Origin of the sequence: Pseudonocardia sp. HH130630-07 (assembly GCF_001698125.1) — a bacterium.
Lineage (GTDB): Bacteria > Actinomycetota > Actinomycetes > Mycobacteriales > Pseudonocardiaceae > Pseudonocardia.
In genome coordinates this window covers 558741-576726 of sequence record NZ_CP013854.1, presented here as the reverse complement: position 1 = coordinate 576726, position 17986 = coordinate 558741, and the positions used below count along the sequence as shown (strand labels likewise).

Below are 17986 nucleotides of genomic sequence, written 5' to 3'. Positions count from 1 at the left end.
CGCCACCCCGGATCCGGGATGGCGCCGCCGTCGAGCTGGTTCAGGTGGCTCAGGAGCCGATCTTGTTCAGCTGCTTGGCCATGGCCGACTTCCGGTTCGCGGCCTGGTTGCGGTGGATGACGCCCTTGCCGGCCGCCTTGTCCAGCGCCTTGGCCGCCTTGCGGTGCAGCTCGACGACGGTGTCGGTGTTGCCCTGGTCGGCAGCCTCACGGAAGTTCCGGATGGCGGTCTTGACCGAGGACTTCACCGACTTGTTGCGCTGCCGACGCTTCTCGTTGGTCTTGACCCGCTTGATCTGCGACTTGATGTTGGCCACGTTCGCCTCTGGTCTTCCTGCCTGCTGGATTCGGCTGGTCTGCTTGCTCTGCGTCCGGTTCCGCTCCGGCGGCACCGAACGGCATGGCTGGAGAGAGGGTCCAGAACCGTTCCGGGCGAGCACGCCGAGCGCTCGACGGACAAGGTTACCAGCGGCGCCCGGGGCGTCCGCCCCGGGTCGGGCGGGGCACGTCCTGCGGCACCGGGCGCCCCGCACGTGGTGCCGCGCCGCCCGCCGCGCCCGACATGGGACGATGGCCCCAGTGCCCGCACCCCCGACGCATGAGCGAAAGCCGAGTACAGCCGAGTGACGACGTACGCCGACCGCACGTTCACCCCGCCGGAGCGCATCCGGAACTTCTGCATCATCGCGCACATCGACCATGGGAAGTCCACTCTGGCCGACCGGATGCTGCAGGTGACGGGGGTGCTCCAGGCGCGTGACGCCCGGGCCCAGTACCTGGACCGGATGGACATCGAGCGCGAGCGCGGGATCACCATCAAGGCGCAGAACGTGCGCCTGCCGTGGACGGCGAAGGACGCCGACGGCGTGGCGACCGACCACGTGCTGCACCTGATCGACACCCCCGGCCACGTCGACTTCACCTACGAGGTCTCCCGGGCGCTGGAGGCGTGCGAGGGCGCGATCCTGCTGGTCGACGCGGCGCAGGGGATCGAGGCGCAGACCCTGGCCAACCTGTACCTGGCCATGGAGAAGGACCTGCACATCATCCCGGTCCTGAACAAGATCGACCTGCCCGCCGCCGACCCGGAGCGCTACGCGGCCGAGATCGCGCACATCACCGGCTGCGACCCCGGCGACGTGCTGCGCTGCTCGGCCAAGACCGGTGAGGGCGTCGAGGCGGTGCTGGACGCCGTCGTCGCGCAGGTCCCGGCCCCGGTCGGGGACGCCGACGCACCGGCCCGGGCGATGATCTTCGACTCGGTCTACGACACCTACCGCGGTGTCGTCACCTACGTCCGTGTGGTCGACGGCACGCTCTCGCCGCGCGAGCGGATCAAGATGATGTCCACCGGGGCCGAGCACGAGCTCCTGGAGATCGGCATCGTCTCGCCGGAGCCCAAGCCGAGCGTCGGGCTCGGTGTCGGTGAGGTCGGGTACCTGATCACCGGGGTGAAGGACGTCCGGCAGTCCAAGGTGGGCGACACCGTCACGTCCAAGCGCAACGGGGCGCAGCAGCCGCTGACCGGCTACCGCGAGCCGAAGCCGATGGTCTACTCCGGGCTCTACCCGATCGACGGCTCGCAGTACCCGGACCTGCGCGAGGCCCTGGACAAGCTGCAGCTCAACGACGCGGCGCTCACCTACGAGCCGGAGACGTCGGCGGCACTGGGCTTCGGCTTCCGCTGCGGCTTCCTCGGCCTGCTGCACCTGGAGATCACCCGGGACCGGCTGGAGCGCGAGTACGGGCTCGACCTCATCTCGACCGCGCCGAACGTCGTCTACCAGGTCACCACCGACGACGGCGAGGAGCTCGAGGTCACCAACCCGAGCGACTGGCCGGTGGGCAAGGTCGGCGAGGTCCGCGAGCCGATCACCAGGATCACGATCCTGGCGCCGTCGGAGTTCGTCGGCACCATCATGGAGCTCTGCCAGAGCCGGCGCGGCCAGCTCGGGGGCATGGACTACCTCTCCGAGTCCCGGGTCGAGCTGCGCTACACGATGCCGCTCGGTGAGATCATCTTCGACTTCTTCGACAACCTGAAGTCGCGCACCCGCGGTTACGCCAGCCTCGACTACGAGGAGTCCGGCGAGCAGGTCGCGGACCTGGTGAAGGTCGACATCCTGCTGCAGGGTGAGGCGGTCGACGCGTTCTCGGCGATCGTGCACAAGGAGTCGGCCTACGCCTACGGCACCTCGATGGCGACGAAGCTGCGCGAGCTCATCCCCCGCCAGCAGTACGAGATCCCGATCCAGGCCGCCGTCGGCTCGCGGGTCATCGCTCGGGAGACGATCCGCGCGATCCGCAAGGACGTGCTCGCCAAGTGCTACGGCGGCGACATCAGCCGCAAGCGCAAGCTGCTGGAGAAGCAGAAGGAGGGCAAGAAGCGGATGAAGACGATCGGCCGGGTCGACGTCCCGCAGGAGGCCTTCGTCGCGGCGCTGTCCACCGGCGGCGGGCAGGCCACGGAGAAGCCCAAGAAGTAGGGGCGGGACACGAGAGCGGGCCCGGATCCCTCAGGGGGTTCCGGGCCCGTGCTGTACGTGGTGGGGGCGGGGAGCGGGAGCCGGCGGCCTACATGACCGAGCCTGCCCGGGGTCCGGGGATCGTGCTGTCGCACGGGGCGGAACGGCCGGGTGCACGTCGGGGGGAGAGGATGCGCTGCACGCGCTGGCACACCGACTCCACGACGGTCCGTCCCTCCGCCGACAGGTGCACCAGTACGCGCCGCCGGTCGAGCGGGTCGGCCGACCGGTAGGCCAGCTTCTTCTCGACCAGACGATCCACGATGCGGGTCGCCGTCGGGGCGGGCAGCGCCGTGTGTCCAGCGACCTCGCCCATGCTGCGGCCGTTGCCGCGGGCGAGCATCAACAGGACCCGCCAGCCGTCGCGGCTGACGTCGGTCGCTGAGGGGTTGGTGGACAGGGCGGTGACCACGGCGTGGTCGACCCGGTCCAGGAACTCGACGACACCCGTGGCTCCAGGCGCGGGTGCGGCCACCGTGGCCGTACCCGACGCCCGTCGACTGTAAGGCTCGGTCACGATGACGCACTGTACTTGTCAATCGCCCGAAATCCGATGCTGTCCTGCGGAAACCGCCCCCGGGCGCCGGGCGGTCGTCACACTGCGGTGACGAACGCGCCCTCGACCAGCACAGACACATACCGTACGGCGCAGTGACCCCGCATCACGACAGAATCACACACCCATCACGTAACGCCTCGGCGCGCAGTACCGATGGACGGACTCAACGGGTCAGTACGATCTTGCCCGCGGTCCGCCCCTCGGCGATCGCCGCGAAGGCCTCCGGCGCCGAGGTCATCGGCAGCTCCGTGCCGATCTCCGGCGCGATGCCCGCGGTGGAGACGAAGCGCACGAGGTCGGCCAGCTCCTGCCGGGTGCCCATCGTCGACCCGACGACCTCGAGCTGCAGGAAGAACAGCCGCTGCAGGTCGGCGGGCGGGTTGGGACCCGACGTCGAACCGCAGATGACGATCCGCCCGCCGGGGCGAAGGGCCCGCATCGAGTGCTTCCAGGTGGCCTCGCCGACCGACTCCATGACGGCGTCGACCTTGCCCGGCAGCTTCGCCCCGGACTCGAACGTGGCGTGCGCGCCGAGCCGCTCGGCGAGGGCACGCTTCTCCTCGTCCCGGCCGGTGACCCACACCTGGAAGCCCGCGGCCCGGCCGAGCTGGACCAGTGCCGTCGAGACGCCGCCGGAGGCGCCCTGCACCAGCACGGTCTGTCCCGGCTGCAGGCCCGAGCGGGTGAACAGCATCCGGTAGGCGGTGAGCCACGCGGTGCCGAGCACGGCGCCCTGGGCCGGGCTCAGGCCCTCCGGGGCGGGGACGGCGTTGCGCGCCGGCACGACGACCTTCTCCGCCATCGTGCCCTGGTGGCGCTCGGTGAGCAGGGTCCGCTTCGGGTCGAGGGTCTCGTCGCCCCGCCAGTCGGGGTCGCCGATGATCGGGTAGAGCACGACGGGCGTGCCGTCGTCGAGCGTCCCCGCGCCGTCGCAGCCGAGGATCATCGGGAACTGGTCGGGCTTGATGCCGACGCCGCGCAGCGTCCACAGGTCGTGCATGTTGAGGCTGGCGGCGGACACGTTCACCGAGACCCAGCCGTCCGGGACCTCGGGATCGGGCCGCTCACCCACGACGAGGGAGTCGAGCGGAGCATCGGCGTCGGGCTCACGGGCGTACACGGCGAACATGGGCCCGAACCTAACGCGTGAACGGACGTACTACCGTGTGGAGCGTGCGCACGATCATCGACGCCTGGGACGCGTTCGAGCTGTGGCTGACCCAGCTGCCGTTCGGGTTCCAGGTCGTGTTCGTGACCGTCGTCGTGCTCCCGCTGTGCGCCGCCGTCGCGCTGGGCCTGGACCGGGTGACCCGGCGCTTCGACCGGGCCCCGGACGGGCGGGACTGACCGGGCGGCTCAGACCGGCTGTGCCGCCAGGGCGCCGAGCGTCTCCGAACAGCCGGCGTCGATCCGCAGGTCGGCGAGGTCGTCGCCGCGAGTGACCCCGCGGTTCACGATCACCACCGGCACCCCGGCCCGGTGCGCGGCCCGGACGAAGCGCAGCCCGGACATCACGGTCAGCGAGGACCCGGCGACCAGTAGCGCGCCGTCGTCCGGGGTCAGCGACGCGACCAGGGCGTAGCACCGTGCGACCCGGTCCTTCGGCACGTTCTCCCCGAAGAACACCACGTGCGGCTTCAGCACCCCGTGGCAGCTGGCGCAGCCGGCGATCCGGAAGCCGTCGGTGATCTCGACGGCGGCGTCGCCGTCCGGAGCGGTCTCCACGGTGGCGCTGTGCGCCTCGGTGAACCCGGGGTTCAGGACGGTGAGCCGCTCCTGCAGCACGTCGCGCGCCGTGGTGCGCCCGCAGTCCAGGCAGACGACCTGGTCGATCCGCCCGTGCAGGTCGACGACCCTGCGGTGCCCGGCGACGTCGTGCAGGCCGTCGACGTTCTGGGTGATCAGGCCGTCGACGACGCCGGCCGCCTCCAGCGCCGCCAGCGCGACGTGCCCGGCGTTCGGATCGGCCCGGCGCATCCGGGCCCAGCCGACGTGGCTGCGCGCCCAGTAGCGGCGCTGCGCCGTCGGCCCGGAGACGAACTCGGAGTAGGTCATCGGGTTGCGCGGGCGGGATCCGGGACCGCGGTAGTCCGGGATCCCGGAGTCGGTCGACAACCCGGCCCCGGTGAGGACGACCAGCCGGCGCCCGGACAACAGCTCGCAGACCGCGCCCGGATCCGCGCTGAGGACCGTCATGGATCCGAGGGTAGACACACCCCGGGCCGGCCGCTCCCGGTCGAACGGCACACCCGTCCCGGCGGGGCGTCGTCGCGCCACGGGGGTGTGCCGTCCGGCGGTGGCGCTCAGACCGGGCGGACCCAGGACGGCGGGCGCTTCTCGCCGAAGGCGCGGATGCCCTCCTGGCCCTCCTCGGAGGCGAAGTACCCGGCGGACAGGTCGTTCATCGCCGCGAAGTCCTCGGCCATCGAGTCCGGCCGGGTACGGCGCAGCATCCGCTTGGCACCGGCCAGCGCGGCGGGTGCACCGAGCCGCAGCATGCCGGTGTAGCGCTCGACCTCGGCGTCCAGGCCGTCGTCCGGGACGGCGCTGTTGACGAGCCCGATCGCGGCGGCGCGCCGGGCGTCGAACGTCTCGCCGGTCAGGAACAGCTCGTGCGCGGCGCGCGCGGACAGGCGCGGCAGCACGGTCACCGAGATGACGGCGGGGACCAGGCCGATCCGGACCTCGGAGAACGCGAACGTGGCCGACTCGGCCGCGACCGACAGGTCGCAGGCCGCGACGATCCCGACCCCGCCGGCCCTGGCGGGCCCGGCGATCCGGGCGACCACCGGCGTCGGGGAGTCCCACAGCGTCGTGAGGATCCGGGGCACCTCGGTCACGCCCTGGTCCCGCGCACCGGCGCCGCGGGACTCCTTGAGATCCATGCCCGAGCAGAACACGGTCCCGGTGTGGGTCAGCACCACCACCCGGACGGCGTCGTCGGCGATCGCGGCGTCGAGGTGGGCGAGCAGCTCCCGGCGCAGCTGCGCGGACAGCGCGTTGCGGTTGTGCGGCGAGTCGAGGGTGATCGTCGCGATCCCGTCGGCGACGTCGAGACGGACCAGTTCGGCGGCATCGGTGCTCACACCCGCACCGTAGCGCCGCGACGGACGGGACCGGCCCGCACGCGAGGGCTCAGCAGCGGTACTGGCGCGGCATCGCCCGCAGCACGGCGAGTTGCTGGTCGAGCTCGGCGGCGATCAGCTCGGCGTGCAGGTTCGCACTGCCGCCGTCGTGCGCGACGAGTGCCCGGTGCCTGCGGACCAGCTCGTCGAGGGAGTCGAGCAGCCGGTGGACGGCGGTCCGCCCGTGCGGCTCGGCCGGGGTCTCGATCGGTGCCGGTTCGGGCGGGGCGGCGGGGACGGGTGCGGCCGGCCGGGTCAGCTCTGCAGTCATGCGACGTTCTCCGTTGAACGTGTCGGGATCGTTCCGGGGCTCAGCGGTCGATCAGTGGCTGATGAGTGGTTGATCAAGGGGCTCGTACTCCGTTGTACCCCTCCCGAGCGACTTTTACGTCCGGTAGAACACAGGTGCGACGCAGGACACGGTGACCGGGCGCGCGGCGTCGGTGACCGGTCGTGGTCGCAGTCCAGCGCAGCCTGCACATTCTGCGCCGGACGGGCGTCCGGCGGCGCCGTCATCACCGGATCGGGTAGACATCGGACGATTCGGACGAGTAGCACCCGCACGGTCACCGGCCCGCCGATGGGTGGCCACGGACGGTCCCGCGGCCTACCGTGGAGACGTGGAGCTCCGCCTGGTCAAGCGGCGGCACGTCGATCTCTGCCGCCTGCGCCCCGGCGTGTCGGACACGGTCCCCGCCGTCCGTCCCGTCGCCCAGGAGTGCCCGTGCCCCGTGTCGCGTCGTCGTCCCGAGCCCCCTCCGTCGTGATCGTCGGCGCCGGTCCCCGCGGGACCGGCCTGCTGGAACGAATGGTCGCCAGCGGCCCCGAGCTGTACGCCCGCGCGCTCGACGGGCCAGGGCTCGACGTCCACCTCGTCGATCCGTTCCCGCCCGGCGCCGGGCGGATCTGGCGTTCGGCGCAGTCGTCGTTGCTCGCGATGAACTCGATGGCCGCCGACGTCACCATGTGGACCGACGACTCGGTGGTGTGTGCCGGGCCGGTCACCCCCGGACCGTCGTTCTGGGACTGGGCGCGGGAGCTGCGCGAGCACGGCGACCCGGTCGCCGAGCTGGGGCCCGCGGCGGCCGCCGAGCTGGCCACGGTCACGGCGTCGACGTTCCCGACCCGGCGCCTGCAGAGCCACTACCTCGCCGCGGTCCTGCGCGAGGTGATCGCCCGCGCGCCCGCCGGGATGCGGGTGCACCTGCACCGCACGGGCGCGGAGTCGCTCACCGAGGACGGGCCCGACCAGCTGGTCGGGCTGGCCGACGGCAGCACGCTGCGGGCCGACGCCGTCGTGCTCGCCTCCGGCCATCTCGACGCCACCCCGACCGACGCGGAGCGGGCGCTGCAGGACCGGGCCCGCGAGCTCGGGCTGCGGTACCTGCCGCCGGAGCAGACCTCGGACTCGGACCTGTCGGTGATCGAGCCGGGGGAGCGGGTGCTGGCCCGCGGGCTCGGCCTCGCGTTCGTCGACCTGGCCGTGCTGCTGTTCGAGGGCCGCGGCGGCCGGTACGTCGTCGACCCGTCGGACCCCGCCGACCCGCAGGCCCTGCGTTACGTCCCCTCCGGCCGGGAGCCGGTCCTCGTCGCCGGGTCGCCGCGCGGCGCGACGTACCACTCCAAGACGCACTACCAGCTGCGCGGCGGGCGCCCGCCGCTGCCGCACTTCCTCACCCCGGAGGTCACCGACGCGCTGATCGACGGCGGCGGCCCGGTCGACGTCGGTGGGCAGGTCTGGCCGCTGATGGCCAAGGAGATCGGCTGGGGCTGGTACCACGAGCTGTTCCACGGCCACCCGGACCGCGTCCGCACCGGCTGGGCGGACTTCGCCACCCGGTTCGAGGCCGCGGCGCACGGCTCGGCGGAGGAGGCCGCGCTCGTCGAGCGCACGGTGCCGGACCCGCTGGACCGGCTGGACCTGACCGCGCTGGACCGGCCGCTCGACGGGATCACCGCACCCGATCTCGGCACCCTGCAACCGCTGGTCCGCGCCCGGATCGCCGAGGACCTGCGCCAGCACGTCGACGAGCGGCACACCCCGCACCTCGGTGCGTTCGTCGCGATGCTGTCGGTCTACACCGAGACGACCCGGCTCGCCGGTTCCGGGGTGCTCTCGCCCCGGTCGCGGGCCCGGGACCTCCCGTGGTGGCAGAGCTTCTTCAACTCCGTCGCCTCCGGGCCGCCCGGCTTCCGGGTCCGCGAGCTGCTCGCGCTCTCCCGTGCCGGCTTCGTGCAGTTCCTCGGTGCCGGGATGGACGTGACGCTCGACGACCGCGGGTTCCACGCGACCAGTGCGACGCTGGCCGGTGCCGGGCCGGTGACGGCCGCGGTGCTCGTCGACGCCCGCCTCCCGGACCCGAGCCTGGCGCGCACCGCGGACCCGCTGCTGGCCGATCTGCTGGCCCGCGGGGAGGCGGTCGAGGAGATCCTGCGCGACGACGACGGGGCGGTGCTGCGCAGCACCGGCCTGCTGTCCGTACGCCCGGCCGACGGCGCGCTGCACACCGCGTCCGGCGGGGTGCACGAGCAGCGGTTCGCGGTCGGGCCGCACACCACGGTGAAGGTCGCCGGGGCCTTCACCCGGCCCGGGATGAACGCACAGAGCCTGCGCTACAACGACGCCGTCGCCCGCGCGGTGCTCGCGGCGCTCCCGGAACCCCCGGCACGCCGGCGCTCCGCCGCCTGACCCGCCGGGGCCGGTGCGGCGGAGCGCCGTGGGATCCGTTCAGTCGCGCGAGGCGACCGGCTCCGGATCCGCGTCGGTGGCCCCGGCGAGCGCGGCGCCCTCCTCGCGGCTGCGGCGCAGCCGCGCCACGGCGGCCGAGACGGCGGCGATCCAGGCCGCGACCACGACGACGTAGACCGCGACCGCGGTGACGGTCCCGGCGTCGAACGCGTTGAGGATCGTCCGGGCGTTGGTCAGGATGATGATCCCGCCCACCGCCGAGCCCAGCACCGGAGCCGGGATCTTGGTGACCAGCCAGGCCGCCAGCGGCGCGGCCAGGACGCCACCGATGAGCAGCCCGCCGATGGTGTAGGGGTCGAGCACCTCGTGCCCGAGGCCGATCAGGAAGCCGACGCTCGCGGCCACCGCGACGAGGAACTCCGAGGTGTCCACCGACCCGACGACGGTGCGCGGTGCCGTCTTGCCGGCGCCGAGCAGGGCCGGGGTCGAGACCGGGCCCCAGCCGCCGCCGCCCGAGGCGTCGACGAACCCGGCGACCAGGCCGAGCGGGGACAGGAACCTCGCCCCGTGCGGGGTCCGGCGGGCGGTCGCGACCTTCGGCGGCCGGATCGAGAACCGCAGCAGGATGTAGACGCCGAGCGCGAGCAGGACGCCCGACATGTACGGCGCCGCGGCGTCGGTGGACAGCGCCGACAGCGCGGTCGCACCGAGGAACGCGCCGACCGCGCCGGGCACGCCGAGCTTGAGGACGAGCTTCCAGTCGACGTTGCCGAACCGCCAGTGCGCGGCGCCGGAGGCGAGCGTGGTGCCCACCTCGGCGAGGTGTACCGACGCGCTGGCGGTGGCCGGGTTGATGCCGGCGACGAGCAGCAGGCTGGTGGAGGTGACGCCGTAGGCCATGCCCAGGGCGCCGTCGACGAGCTGTGCGAGCAGCCCGACGACGGCGAACACGATGAGGGTGCGCATGATCTCTCTCGAGGTGGGGCGCGGGCCGGGACGGACGCCGGCCGCGGAGCGGGACGGTGCAGACGGTCACGGGCCGGGTGCGGACGTGCGCGCGGGCCGACCCGGCCGGGATCGGAACCCGGGGGGCCGGACGGGCTGTCCGGACAGCGGCGTCAGTGGGCCGGACAGAACTCGTCGAACGCGTCGAGCCGCCGGGACGGCCAGAACCGTTCGAGGAGCGCGACCAGGTGCCGCGACGACGCCGGGTGCGATGCGGCCGCAGGCGTGCGGTCGATGCGGCGGTCGGTCTCGGTCACCACACCATCGTGAAACCCCGCACCGTTCCGGACAACCTCTCGTCCGCGGTCCGGGACGTGGGCGATGGTGTCCGGACACCCTGGGCGGGTGGGTCCTGACCAGCGGATGTGAGGCACGTGCCGGGCGGGGCGTGCCGGGCGGAGCGGGACGGCGTGGGCCATCCCACGTCGGGCCCGGCCCCGCACCGCATCGCCGCCGGTGACACCCGGTCACCGGCGGCCGGTCCGGTCCGCCGTACGGGGCGGTCGCCCGGCGGCGACGGACGACGGCCCCCGTACCGCCGGAGCGGGACGGGGGCCGTCGTCGTGCGACGCGGGTCAGCCCGCGGCGGGCACCGCCGCGAGCGGGTCGCCGACCAGGCCGGCGGCGAGCGTGTTGCCGGTCGGCGGGTCGATGAGCAGGAACCCGCCGGTGGTCCGGATCCGGGCGTAGGGATCGACCGGCAGCGGGTCGGCCACCCGGAGGGTGACCCGTCCGATGTCGTTGATCTCCAGCCGCTCCGGCGCCCCGGTGTAGGACACGGTCTCGGTGTCGAGCCGCGACGTCAGCCCCCGACGATCACCGGGGTGGTCCGCGTGCCGTGCTTGAGCAGCAGCCGGGCGCCCGGGACCAGCGGCTTCTCGGCCAGCCAGCACAGCGTCGCGTCCAGCTCGGCGGTGACCTCGGGCGGGTCGTCGGCCGCCGCGATCAGGGCGCCGCGCGGGGCGTCGATGTCGTCGGCGAGCAGGACCGTCACCGACAGCCCGGCACCGGCGGTCTCCAGCGGGCCGTCGGCCGTCCTGACCTCGGCGACCGTGGTGCGGTGCCCCTCGGGCAGCACGACGACCTCGTCCCCGGCCCGCACCGTGCCCGACGCGACCTGACCGGCGTAGCCGCGGTAGTCGTGGGTGTCCTCGGTGCGCGGGCGGATGACGTACTGCACCGCCAGCCGGAACGGCGCGTCCGCGTCCGGTCCGTCCACCGGGACCGACTCCAGGTGTTCCAGCAGGGTCGGCCCGTCGTACCACGGCGTGCGCGTGCTCCGGGTCGCCACGTTGTCGCCGACCAGCGCCGACAGCGGGATCACCTGCACCGCGTCGTCGGCGAAGCCGAGCGAGCGGGTGAGGGCGGTGAACTCGGCCTCGATGTCGCGGATCTTCGCCTCGTCGTAGTCGATGAGGTCGATCTTGTTGATCGCGAGGACGAGGCGCGGCACCCGCAGCAGCGAGAGCACCGCGGCGTGCCGCCGGGTCTGGGAGACCACGCCGTTGCGCGCGTCCACCAGCAGCACGGCCAGCTCCGCGGTGGAGGCGCCGGTGACGGTGTTGCGCGTGTACTGCACGTGCCCGGGGGTGTCGGCCAGGACGAACTCGCGCGTCGCGGTGCCGAAGTAGCGGTAGGCGACGTCGATGGTGATGCCCTGCTCGCGCTCGGCGCGCAGGCCGTCGACCAGCAGCGACAGGTCCGGCGTGGCGAGTCCCTTGTCGACCGAGGCCCGCTCGACGGCCTCGATCTGGTCGGCCAGCACCGACTTGGTGTCGTAGAGCAGCCGCCCGACCAGGGTGGACTTGCCGTCGTCGACCGAGCCCGCGGTGGCGAAGCGGAGGAGGTCGCGGTCGGTTGCCGTGTCCATCAGAAGTACCCCTCCTTCTTCCGGTCCTCCATGGCGGCCTCGGACAGCCGGTCGTCCGCCCGGGTCGCGCCGCGCTCGGTCAGCCGGGACGCGGTGACCTCGGCGATCACCTCGTCCAGTGTGGACGCGGTCGACTCGACGGCGCCGGTGCACGACCCGTCGCCGACGGTGCGGTAGCGGACCGTGCGGGACTCCAGCGTCTCGGTGCCACGCGGGCCGCCCCACGGGCCCTCCGCCAGCCACATGCCGTCGCGGCGGAAGACCTCGCGCCGGTGCGCGTAGTAGATCGACGGCAGCTCGATCCGCTCGCGCTTGATGTAGCGCCAGACGTCGAGCTCGGTCCAGTTGGAGATCGGGAACACGCGCACGTGCTCGCCGGGTGCGTGCCGGCCGTTGTAGAGGTTCCACAGCTCGGGACGCTGCTTGCGCGGGTCCCAGCGGCCGAACGCGTCGCGCAGCGACATGATGCGTTCCTTGGCCCTGGCCCGCTCCTCGTCCCGGCGCCCGCCGCCGAACACGGCGTCGAACCGGTGCTCGGCGATCGCGTCGAGCAGCGGCTGGGTCTGCAGCGGGTTGCGGGTGCCGTCGGCGCGCTCGGCCAGCCGGCCGTCGGCCAGGTAGTCCTCGACCCTGGCCACCTCCAGCCGCAGGCCCAGCTGCGCGGCGATCCGGTCCCGGAACTCGATGACCTCCGGGTAGTTGTGCCCGGTGTCGACGTGCAGCAACGGGAACGGCACCGGCGCCGGCGCGAACGCCTTCACCGCCAGGTGCACGAGCAGCGTCGAGTCCTTGCCCACCGGAGAAGAGGATCACCGGCCGGTCGAACTCGCCGGCGACCTCACGGAAGACGTGGATCGCCTCCGACTCGAGCGCGTCCAGCGCGTCGAGCTTCGGTGTCGTGACAGCGGCGGTCACGTCAGCTCCCTCGGGTTCGTGGGTGTGGTCATGCGTGCAGTCCGCACTCGGTCTTCGCGCGGCCGGCCCAGCGGCCGGCGCGCGGGTCCTCGCCCGGTTTCGGCTTCGCCGTGCACGGCGCGCAGCCGATGCTCGGGTAACCGGCGTCGACCAGCGGGTTCACCAGGATCCCGTGGTCGGCGATGTAGCGGTCCATGTCCTCGTCGCTCCACGCGGCGATCGGATTGATCTTGACCAGGCCGAACTTCTCGTCGTAGGTGACCAGTGGCGTGTTCGCCCGGGTCGGTGCCTCGACCCGGCGGACACCGGTGACCCAGGCGTCATACCCGGACAGGGTGTCCTGCAGCGGTGCCACCTTGCGCATCGCGCAGCAGCGGTCCGGCTCGCGGGCGAACAGGTCCTTGCCGAACTCCGCGTCCTGCTCGGCCACGGACCGCCGGGCCTGCGCGTTGACGATCGTCAGCTCCGGGTAGACGGCGTCGACGGCGTCGCGGGTGCCGATGGTCTCCGCGAAGTGGTAACCCGTCTCCAGGAAGAGCACCCGCACGTCGCGCTTCGCCCGGTAGGCCAGGTCGACCAGCGCCGCGTCCTGCATGTTGGACGCGACGATGAGCCGGTCGGCGAAGGTCTCCGCGGCCCAGCCGAGCACCTGCTGGGCGGTCGCGTCCGGTCCCAGCTCCGCCGCACCGCGCTCGGCGGTCGTACGCAGGTCGGTCTCCAGCGCAATACTCATGATTCCTCCACGGGACCGGATGTGCCGTCGCGACTCACGAGTCCGCTCCTGACGTCTCGGGAACGCCGGTCCCCACGTAGGTCACGACGAACGTGCGCAGGCAGTCGGCGCACCACCAGGCGGCACCGGGGAGCGGCGCCGCCGCCTCGGACGGCCGGAGGTCCTCCTCGCCGCAGTACGGGCAGTAGAACAAGGCGACGCGCCCGCTCATTTCCCGCTCACTTCAGGTCCGCCTCGTCGGCCCGCAGCACCCACTGGGCGAACCGCTCGTCGTCGGCGCGCTGCGCGGCGAAGTTCCGCACGATCCGCTCGACGTAGGGGCCCAGCTCGGCGCTGGTGACCTTGAGCCCGCGCAGCTTGCGGCCGAACCCGGCGTCGAGGCCCAGGCCGCCGCCCAGGTGCACCTGGAAGCCCTCGACCTGGTTGCCGTCGGCGTCGGTCACGATCTGGCCCTTGAGGCCGATGTCCGCGACCTGGGTGCGGGCGCAGGCGTTCGGGCAGCCGTTGAGGTGCAGCGAGATCGGCACGTCCGGCACCACGTCGGCGAGCCGCTTCTCCAGCTCCTCGACCAGCCGGATCGCGCGCTCCTTGGTCTCGACGATCGCGAGCTTGCAGAACTCGATGCCGGTGCAGGCCATCGTCGAGCGGCGCCAGGTCGACGGCTGGGCCGGCAGCCCGAGCCGGTTGAGGTCGGCGATCAGGGCGTCCAGCTTCTCGTCGGCCACGTCCAGCACGACGATCTTCTGGTAGGGCGTGAACCGGATCCGGTCCGAACCGGCGCGCTCGGCGGCCTCGGCCACCGCGACCAGCGTCGTGCCGGAGATCCGGCCGGACGGCGGGGCCACCCCGACGTAGTTGCGGCCGTCCTTCTGCCGGTACACCCCGACGTGGTCGATCGGCCGGTCCGGGATCGCCGGCGCCGGGCCGTCGGCGAGCCTGCGGCCCAGGTACTCGTCCTCCAGGACCTGGCGGAACTTCTCGGCGCCCCAGTCGGCGATGAGGAACTTGATCCGGGCCCGGTGCCGCAGCCTGCGGTAGCCGTAGTCCCGGAAGACCTGGACGACGCCGTGCCACACGTCGGGCACGTCGGCCAGCGGGACGAAGACCCCGAGCCGCACCGCGAGCTTCGGGTTCGTCGACAGTCCGCCGCCGACCCACAGGTCGAACCCGGGCCCGTGCTCCGGGTGCTCGACACCGACGAAGGAGATGTCGTTGATCTCGTGCGCGACGTCCTGCTGCCAGGAGATCGCCGACTTGAACTTGCGCGGCAGGTTCGACAGCGAGGGGTCCCCGACGAACCGGCTGACGATCTCCTCGATGGCCGGGGTCGGGTCGATCACCTCGTCGGCGGAGACCCCCGCGACCGGGGACCCGAGCACGACGCGCGGGCAGTCGCCGCAGGCCTCGGTGGTCTGCATCCCGAGCGGCTCGATCTTCTGCCAGATCGCGGGGACGTCCTCGACCCGGATCCAGTGGTACTGGATGTTCTCCCGGTCGGTGACGTCGGCGGTGTCGCGGCCGTAGTCCTGCGAGACCTCACCGAGTGCCCGCAGCTGCGCGACGGAGACGGACCCGCCGTCGAGCCGCACGCGCATCATGAAGTACGAGTCGTCGAGCTCCTCGGGCTCCAGCGCCGCGGTCCGGCCGCCGTCGATCCCGGGGCGGCGCTGGGTGTAGAGACCCATCCAGCGGAACCGGCCGCGCAGGTCGGCGGGGTCGATCGAGTCGAAGCCGCGCTTGGCGTAGACGTTCTCGATCCGGGCACGGACGTTGAGCGGGTTGTCGTCCCGCTTGCTCCGCTCGTTGGGGTTGAGCGGCTCGCGGTGGCCGAGTTTCCACTGACCCTGGCCGCGGGCGCGGCCGGGTGCGGTCTTCGAGGGCGCCATGTGGTGGGTGCTCCGGGAGGTGTCGGGTTCCGGGCACGCCCCGGTACCCCGACGGGCCGGCGACGTGGCCCGGGAGAAATCGATCTGGGGCCGTCAGCGACGGCGCAGACAGAGCGCGCTGCGGGTCCGGTTCAGGTCCACGTGGCGACGGGCCACGAGGGGGAGACGGAGCGCGTGCACTCTCCCAGGGTGCCATGCTGTCCGGACGTCGACCAACGGCTGCCCGGATCGTGGGACACGGGTCACGCCGCGGCGTCCCGCCGGCGACCGGTTGTCGGAAACGGCCACGACCGGGTGCGCGCGGCGGCACAGTGTCCGGCCGTGACGTACTCCTCCCCCGCGCGGGCGGCGTCGGTGCTCGCGCCGGCGCGCTCCGCTCTCCGGTCGCCATGCTGCTGGCTCGTGGTGAAGCTCCTGCTCGCGGCGATGTTCGCCGATCTCACCACGCAGGCGGTCCGGTCCGGCGAACCGGTTCTTGCGCTCTGGCTCCTCGGCGTGGCCCTGTTGGCGGCGTTCCGGTGCGTGCACGAGATACGGGTCATGATCGCGCTGTCCCGCCGGCGGATCACGCTCGGCCCGGGCGGGATCCGGGCGCAGGGCTGGACCGGGCCGGTGGACGTGTCCGCCACCGAACTGTGCGGTCTCCGGCTGCGGCGGCCGCTGCTCGACGGGGTCCGCCGCCGGACCGGGCAGGGCGACCTGGAGATCGTGAGCTTCTCCTCCCGGCACCTGCTGGACCTGCGGGGATTCGACCAGGATGCGGTACGGGCGGCGATCGCCGTGCTCGATCACGGGGACGGCCCGCCGGTGCCGGGCACCGGGGACGCCGCAGCCTCGGACGGTCCGGCAGTCACGCCGCCCCGCCGGGAACCGGGAGCGTCGCTCCCGCGCAGCGCGGACACGACGTTCCGGCCCGGCAGGACCGAGGCGGTCTACCGGTTCTTCCTCGCCGGGCTGATCGCGTCCGTGGCGACCGGGATGTTCTCCTACGTCGCCGCTGACGTCCTTCCCGCGGTGCTCGGTCAGCAGGGACCGGCACCGATGGGCACGGGCGCTGCCGTGCTCCTGACGGCCATCGGGCTCGCGACCCTGTGCGCGGTGTGCCTGATGGTGGCGCCCGCGCTGCGGATCCGGCTGCGCTCGCGGGTGGACATCGGCCTCGAGGGGATCGAGCTGCTCCTCGCCTCCCAGCCGCACCGCCCGGTCCTGCTCCGGTGGGAGTGGATCGAGGACGTGATCCTGCTGTCCGGGGCGACCCCGCCACGGAACCCGGCCCGGAGGCCGCTCTACGCCGACCACCTGCACCTGTGGCTCACCGAGCGCCCGCACGACGTCGCGGTCCTCGAGCGCACGGAGTCCGCCCCGGGCGTGGTGGTCTACCCGCTGTACGGCTTCCCGCACGACGAGATGGGCGCCGCCGTCGCCCGCCGTCGCCCGCAGCCGGGCTGAGTTCCCGGTTCGGCCACGGTGGCCCGCGGTCCGTCGCAGAATTCGCGTCATGATCTCGCCCGAGGCGCAGCCGGCCGCTCCGCGGTCCTGGCCGCCGATCGTCCGCACGGCGTCGCCCACCCGTCTGCAGCGCCTCCGGGTCCGCGCCTGCACCGAGGTGATGATCATGGTGGGGTTCGCGGTCTGGGCGGTGGCCTGGGTGGCGACCGCCGGCCCGGCGATGCGCGCACTGGTCCCCGCGATCATGGCCGTGCTCACCGTCGTGCCCGCCGCACGCGATCTGCACGGCCTCGCACGGGCACCGCACCGCCGGATCACGCTCGACCGGGACGGTCTCTCGACACAGGGCTGGACGACGTCCGTGCACGTACCGACGGCGGACCTGACGAGCATGTGGGTGAAGCAGCTCGGTCACCCGCGGCAGCGACACCCCCACCGGTTCGTCCTGATCGTCCGGGCCAGGCGCGCCGATCTCCGGCTGGACCTGGCGGGTTTCGATCCCGTGGCCGTCGCCAACGCGGTCGCCGCCCACCGGGCCCGGTACTGGTCCGGCGCGGAGACCGCGACGGTCGATGACGACGGTGACCGGGCGGGAGACCACGCGCAGCCCGGCACGGACGACCGGACCGTCCCACCGCGCTCCGCCGGATCGCCCGGGCCGCTCCCGGCTGCACCGTCCCGGCCGCGCGCGGCTGCACCGTCCCGGCCGCCCGCGGCCGTCTCCTTCCGGCCCCCGAAGGGCATCCTCCTCATGCCTCTGCTGTTCGCGGTGCTCAGCACGCTCGGCGCCGGATACGTGTTCGTCCGCGCACTCGGCGAGGGTGGGAACCCGTTCCACCAGGCCTACCTCGTCGGCTCCGGCGTACTGGCGCTCGGCGTGACGGCGGCGCTGGTGGCCCACACTGCCCGGTTCCGCTTCCGGTCCCGGGTCGACGTCGGCCCGTACGGGATCACGCTGGTGCTGCCGTCCCAGCCGGACCGCCCGGTCCGGCTGCCGTGGGCGTGGATCGCGGTCGCCGAGGTGCGGGTCGGGCCGGACCCGCGGTCGCAGGGCACCGGGCGGTCGTCCCGGCAGCGGCTGCACCTGCGGATCACCTCCCGGCCGTACGACTCCGCCGTGCTCGACGTGCTGGAGACCTCGCGGGGAACGATCGAGTACCCGCTGGCCGGATACGACGGCGAGGCGCTCCGGACGGCGATCGCCGCCCATCGGCCGTGACCGGGCGGAGGG

Annotated in this window: 16 protein-coding genes and 2 pseudogenes; 5 read left to right on the top strand and 13 right to left on the bottom strand. The window is 73.1% G+C overall.

Going from position 1 to position 17986, the window contains the following annotated elements; all coding sequences use genetic code 11:
- Positions 1–49 precede the first annotated feature (49 nt).
- The gene (gene rpsT, locus AFB00_RS02800; protein ID WP_068795902.1) at positions 50–316 is read right to left on the bottom strand and encodes a 30S ribosomal protein S20; all 267 of its coding nucleotides are present in this window, start codon (positions 314–316) and stop codon (positions 50–52) included.
- 306 nt (positions 317–622) lie between these two features.
- Between rpsT and lepA the strand changes: the two genes are divergently transcribed.
- Complete coding sequence (gene lepA, locus AFB00_RS02795) at positions 623–2485, top strand: translation elongation factor 4 (RefSeq protein ID WP_068795901.1); 1863 nt, start codon at positions 623–625, stop codon at positions 2483–2485.
- An 88-nt stretch (positions 2486–2573) separates the two neighbouring features.
- Here lepA and AFB00_RS02790 read toward each other — a convergent pair whose 3' ends face one another.
- Positions 2574–3041 carry a MarR family winged helix-turn-helix transcriptional regulator gene (locus AFB00_RS02790; protein WP_156819343.1) on the bottom strand — a complete coding sequence of 156 codons (468 nt, stop codon included), beginning with the start codon at positions 3039–3041 and terminating at the stop codon, positions 2574–2576.
- Positions 3042–3246: 205 nt separating this feature from the next.
- On the bottom strand, positions 3247–4212 hold the full coding sequence (locus tag AFB00_RS02785) for a zinc-binding dehydrogenase (protein ID WP_068795899.1): 966 nt from the start codon (positions 4210–4212) through the stop codon (positions 3247–3249).
- 44 nt (positions 4213–4256) lie between these two features.
- On the opposite strand from AFB00_RS02785, the gene AFB00_RS33825 reads away from it, so the two are divergent.
- The gene (locus AFB00_RS33825; protein WP_197520014.1) at positions 4257–4430 is read left to right on the top strand and encodes a hypothetical protein; all 174 of its coding nucleotides are present in this window, start codon (positions 4257–4259) and stop codon (positions 4428–4430) included.
- Positions 4431–4439: 9 nt separating this feature from the next.
- On the opposite strand, the gene AFB00_RS02780 is transcribed toward AFB00_RS33825, so the two are convergent.
- From AFB00_RS02780 to AFB00_RS02770, 3 genes are all read right to left on the bottom strand, one after another.
- Complete coding sequence (locus AFB00_RS02780) at positions 4440–5279, bottom strand: NAD-dependent protein deacetylase (RefSeq protein WP_068799952.1); 840 nt, start codon at positions 5277–5279, stop codon at positions 4440–4442.
- A 107-nt stretch (positions 5280–5386) separates the two neighbouring features.
- Positions 5387–6169 (bottom strand): enoyl-CoA hydratase-related protein, encoded by a 783-nt coding sequence (locus tag AFB00_RS02775; RefSeq protein WP_068795898.1) that lies wholly within the window; start codon positions 6167–6169, stop codon positions 5387–5389.
- Between the two features lie 49 nt (positions 6170–6218).
- A complete protein-coding gene (locus AFB00_RS02770; RefSeq protein WP_068795897.1) occupies positions 6219–6479 on the bottom strand; it encodes a hypothetical protein in 261 nt (86 codons plus the stop codon).
- A gap of 453 nt (positions 6480–6932) precedes the next feature.
- Between AFB00_RS02770 and AFB00_RS02765 the strand changes: the two genes are divergently transcribed.
- Entirely contained in the window at positions 6933–8897 is a 1965-nt protein-coding gene (locus tag AFB00_RS02765; protein WP_068799951.1) for an FAD/NAD(P)-binding protein, read from the top strand.
- Between the two features lie 39 nt (positions 8898–8936).
- Here the strand turns inward: AFB00_RS02765 and AFB00_RS02760 are convergent, their stop codons facing one another.
- The 7 genes and pseudogenes from AFB00_RS02760 to AFB00_RS02735 form a co-directional block, all read right to left on the bottom strand.
- Positions 8937–9863 carry a sulfite exporter TauE/SafE family protein gene (locus AFB00_RS02760; RefSeq protein ID WP_068795896.1) on the bottom strand — a complete coding sequence of 309 codons (927 nt, stop codon included), beginning with the start codon at positions 9861–9863 and terminating at the stop codon, positions 8937–8939.
- Between the two features lie 152 nt (positions 9864–10015).
- A complete protein-coding gene (locus AFB00_RS32900; RefSeq protein WP_156819342.1) occupies positions 10016–10159 on the bottom strand; it encodes a hypothetical protein in 144 nt (47 codons plus the stop codon).
- Between the two features lie 318 nt (positions 10160–10477).
- Positions 10478–11772 (bottom strand): annotated as a pseudogene (locus AFB00_RS02755) (sulfate adenylyltransferase subunit 1).
- Positions 11772–12687: pseudogene (gene cysD / locus AFB00_RS02750) on the bottom strand (sulfate adenylyltransferase subunit CysD). The pseudogenes AFB00_RS02755 and cysD overlap by 1 nt, the downstream one beginning before the upstream one ends.
- A 28-nt stretch (positions 12688–12715) precedes the next feature.
- Positions 12716–13420 (bottom strand): phosphoadenylyl-sulfate reductase, encoded by a 705-nt coding sequence (locus tag AFB00_RS02745; protein ID WP_068795895.1) that lies wholly within the window; start codon positions 13418–13420, stop codon positions 12716–12718.
- 34 nt (positions 13421–13454) lie between these two features.
- Positions 13455–13631 carry an Insertion element protein gene (locus tag AFB00_RS02740; RefSeq protein WP_068795894.1) on the bottom strand — a complete coding sequence of 59 codons (177 nt, stop codon included), beginning with the start codon at positions 13629–13631 and terminating at the stop codon, positions 13455–13457.
- Between the two features lie 7 nt (positions 13632–13638).
- Positions 13639–15306, bottom strand: a complete 1668-nt coding sequence (locus AFB00_RS02735) for a nitrite/sulfite reductase (protein ID WP_068795893.1) — start codon at positions 15304–15306, stop codon at positions 13639–13641.
- Positions 15307–15708: 402 nt separating this feature from the next.
- Here AFB00_RS02735 and AFB00_RS02730 point away from each other — a divergent pair, with 402 nt between their 5' ends.
- Both AFB00_RS02730 and AFB00_RS02725 read left to right on the top strand, forming a co-directional pair.
- The gene (locus tag AFB00_RS02730) at positions 15709–16755 is read left to right on the top strand and encodes an ABC transporter permease (RefSeq protein WP_156819341.1); all 1047 of its coding nucleotides are present in this window, start codon (positions 15709–15711) and stop codon (positions 16753–16755) included.
- A gap of 49 nt (positions 16756–16804) precedes the next feature.
- Positions 16805–17974: a hypothetical protein gene (locus AFB00_RS02725; protein WP_068795891.1), complete on the top strand. Its 1170-nt coding sequence runs from the start codon at positions 16805–16807 to the stop codon at positions 17972–17974.
- The last annotated feature ends 12 nt before the right edge of the window (positions 17975–17986 follow it).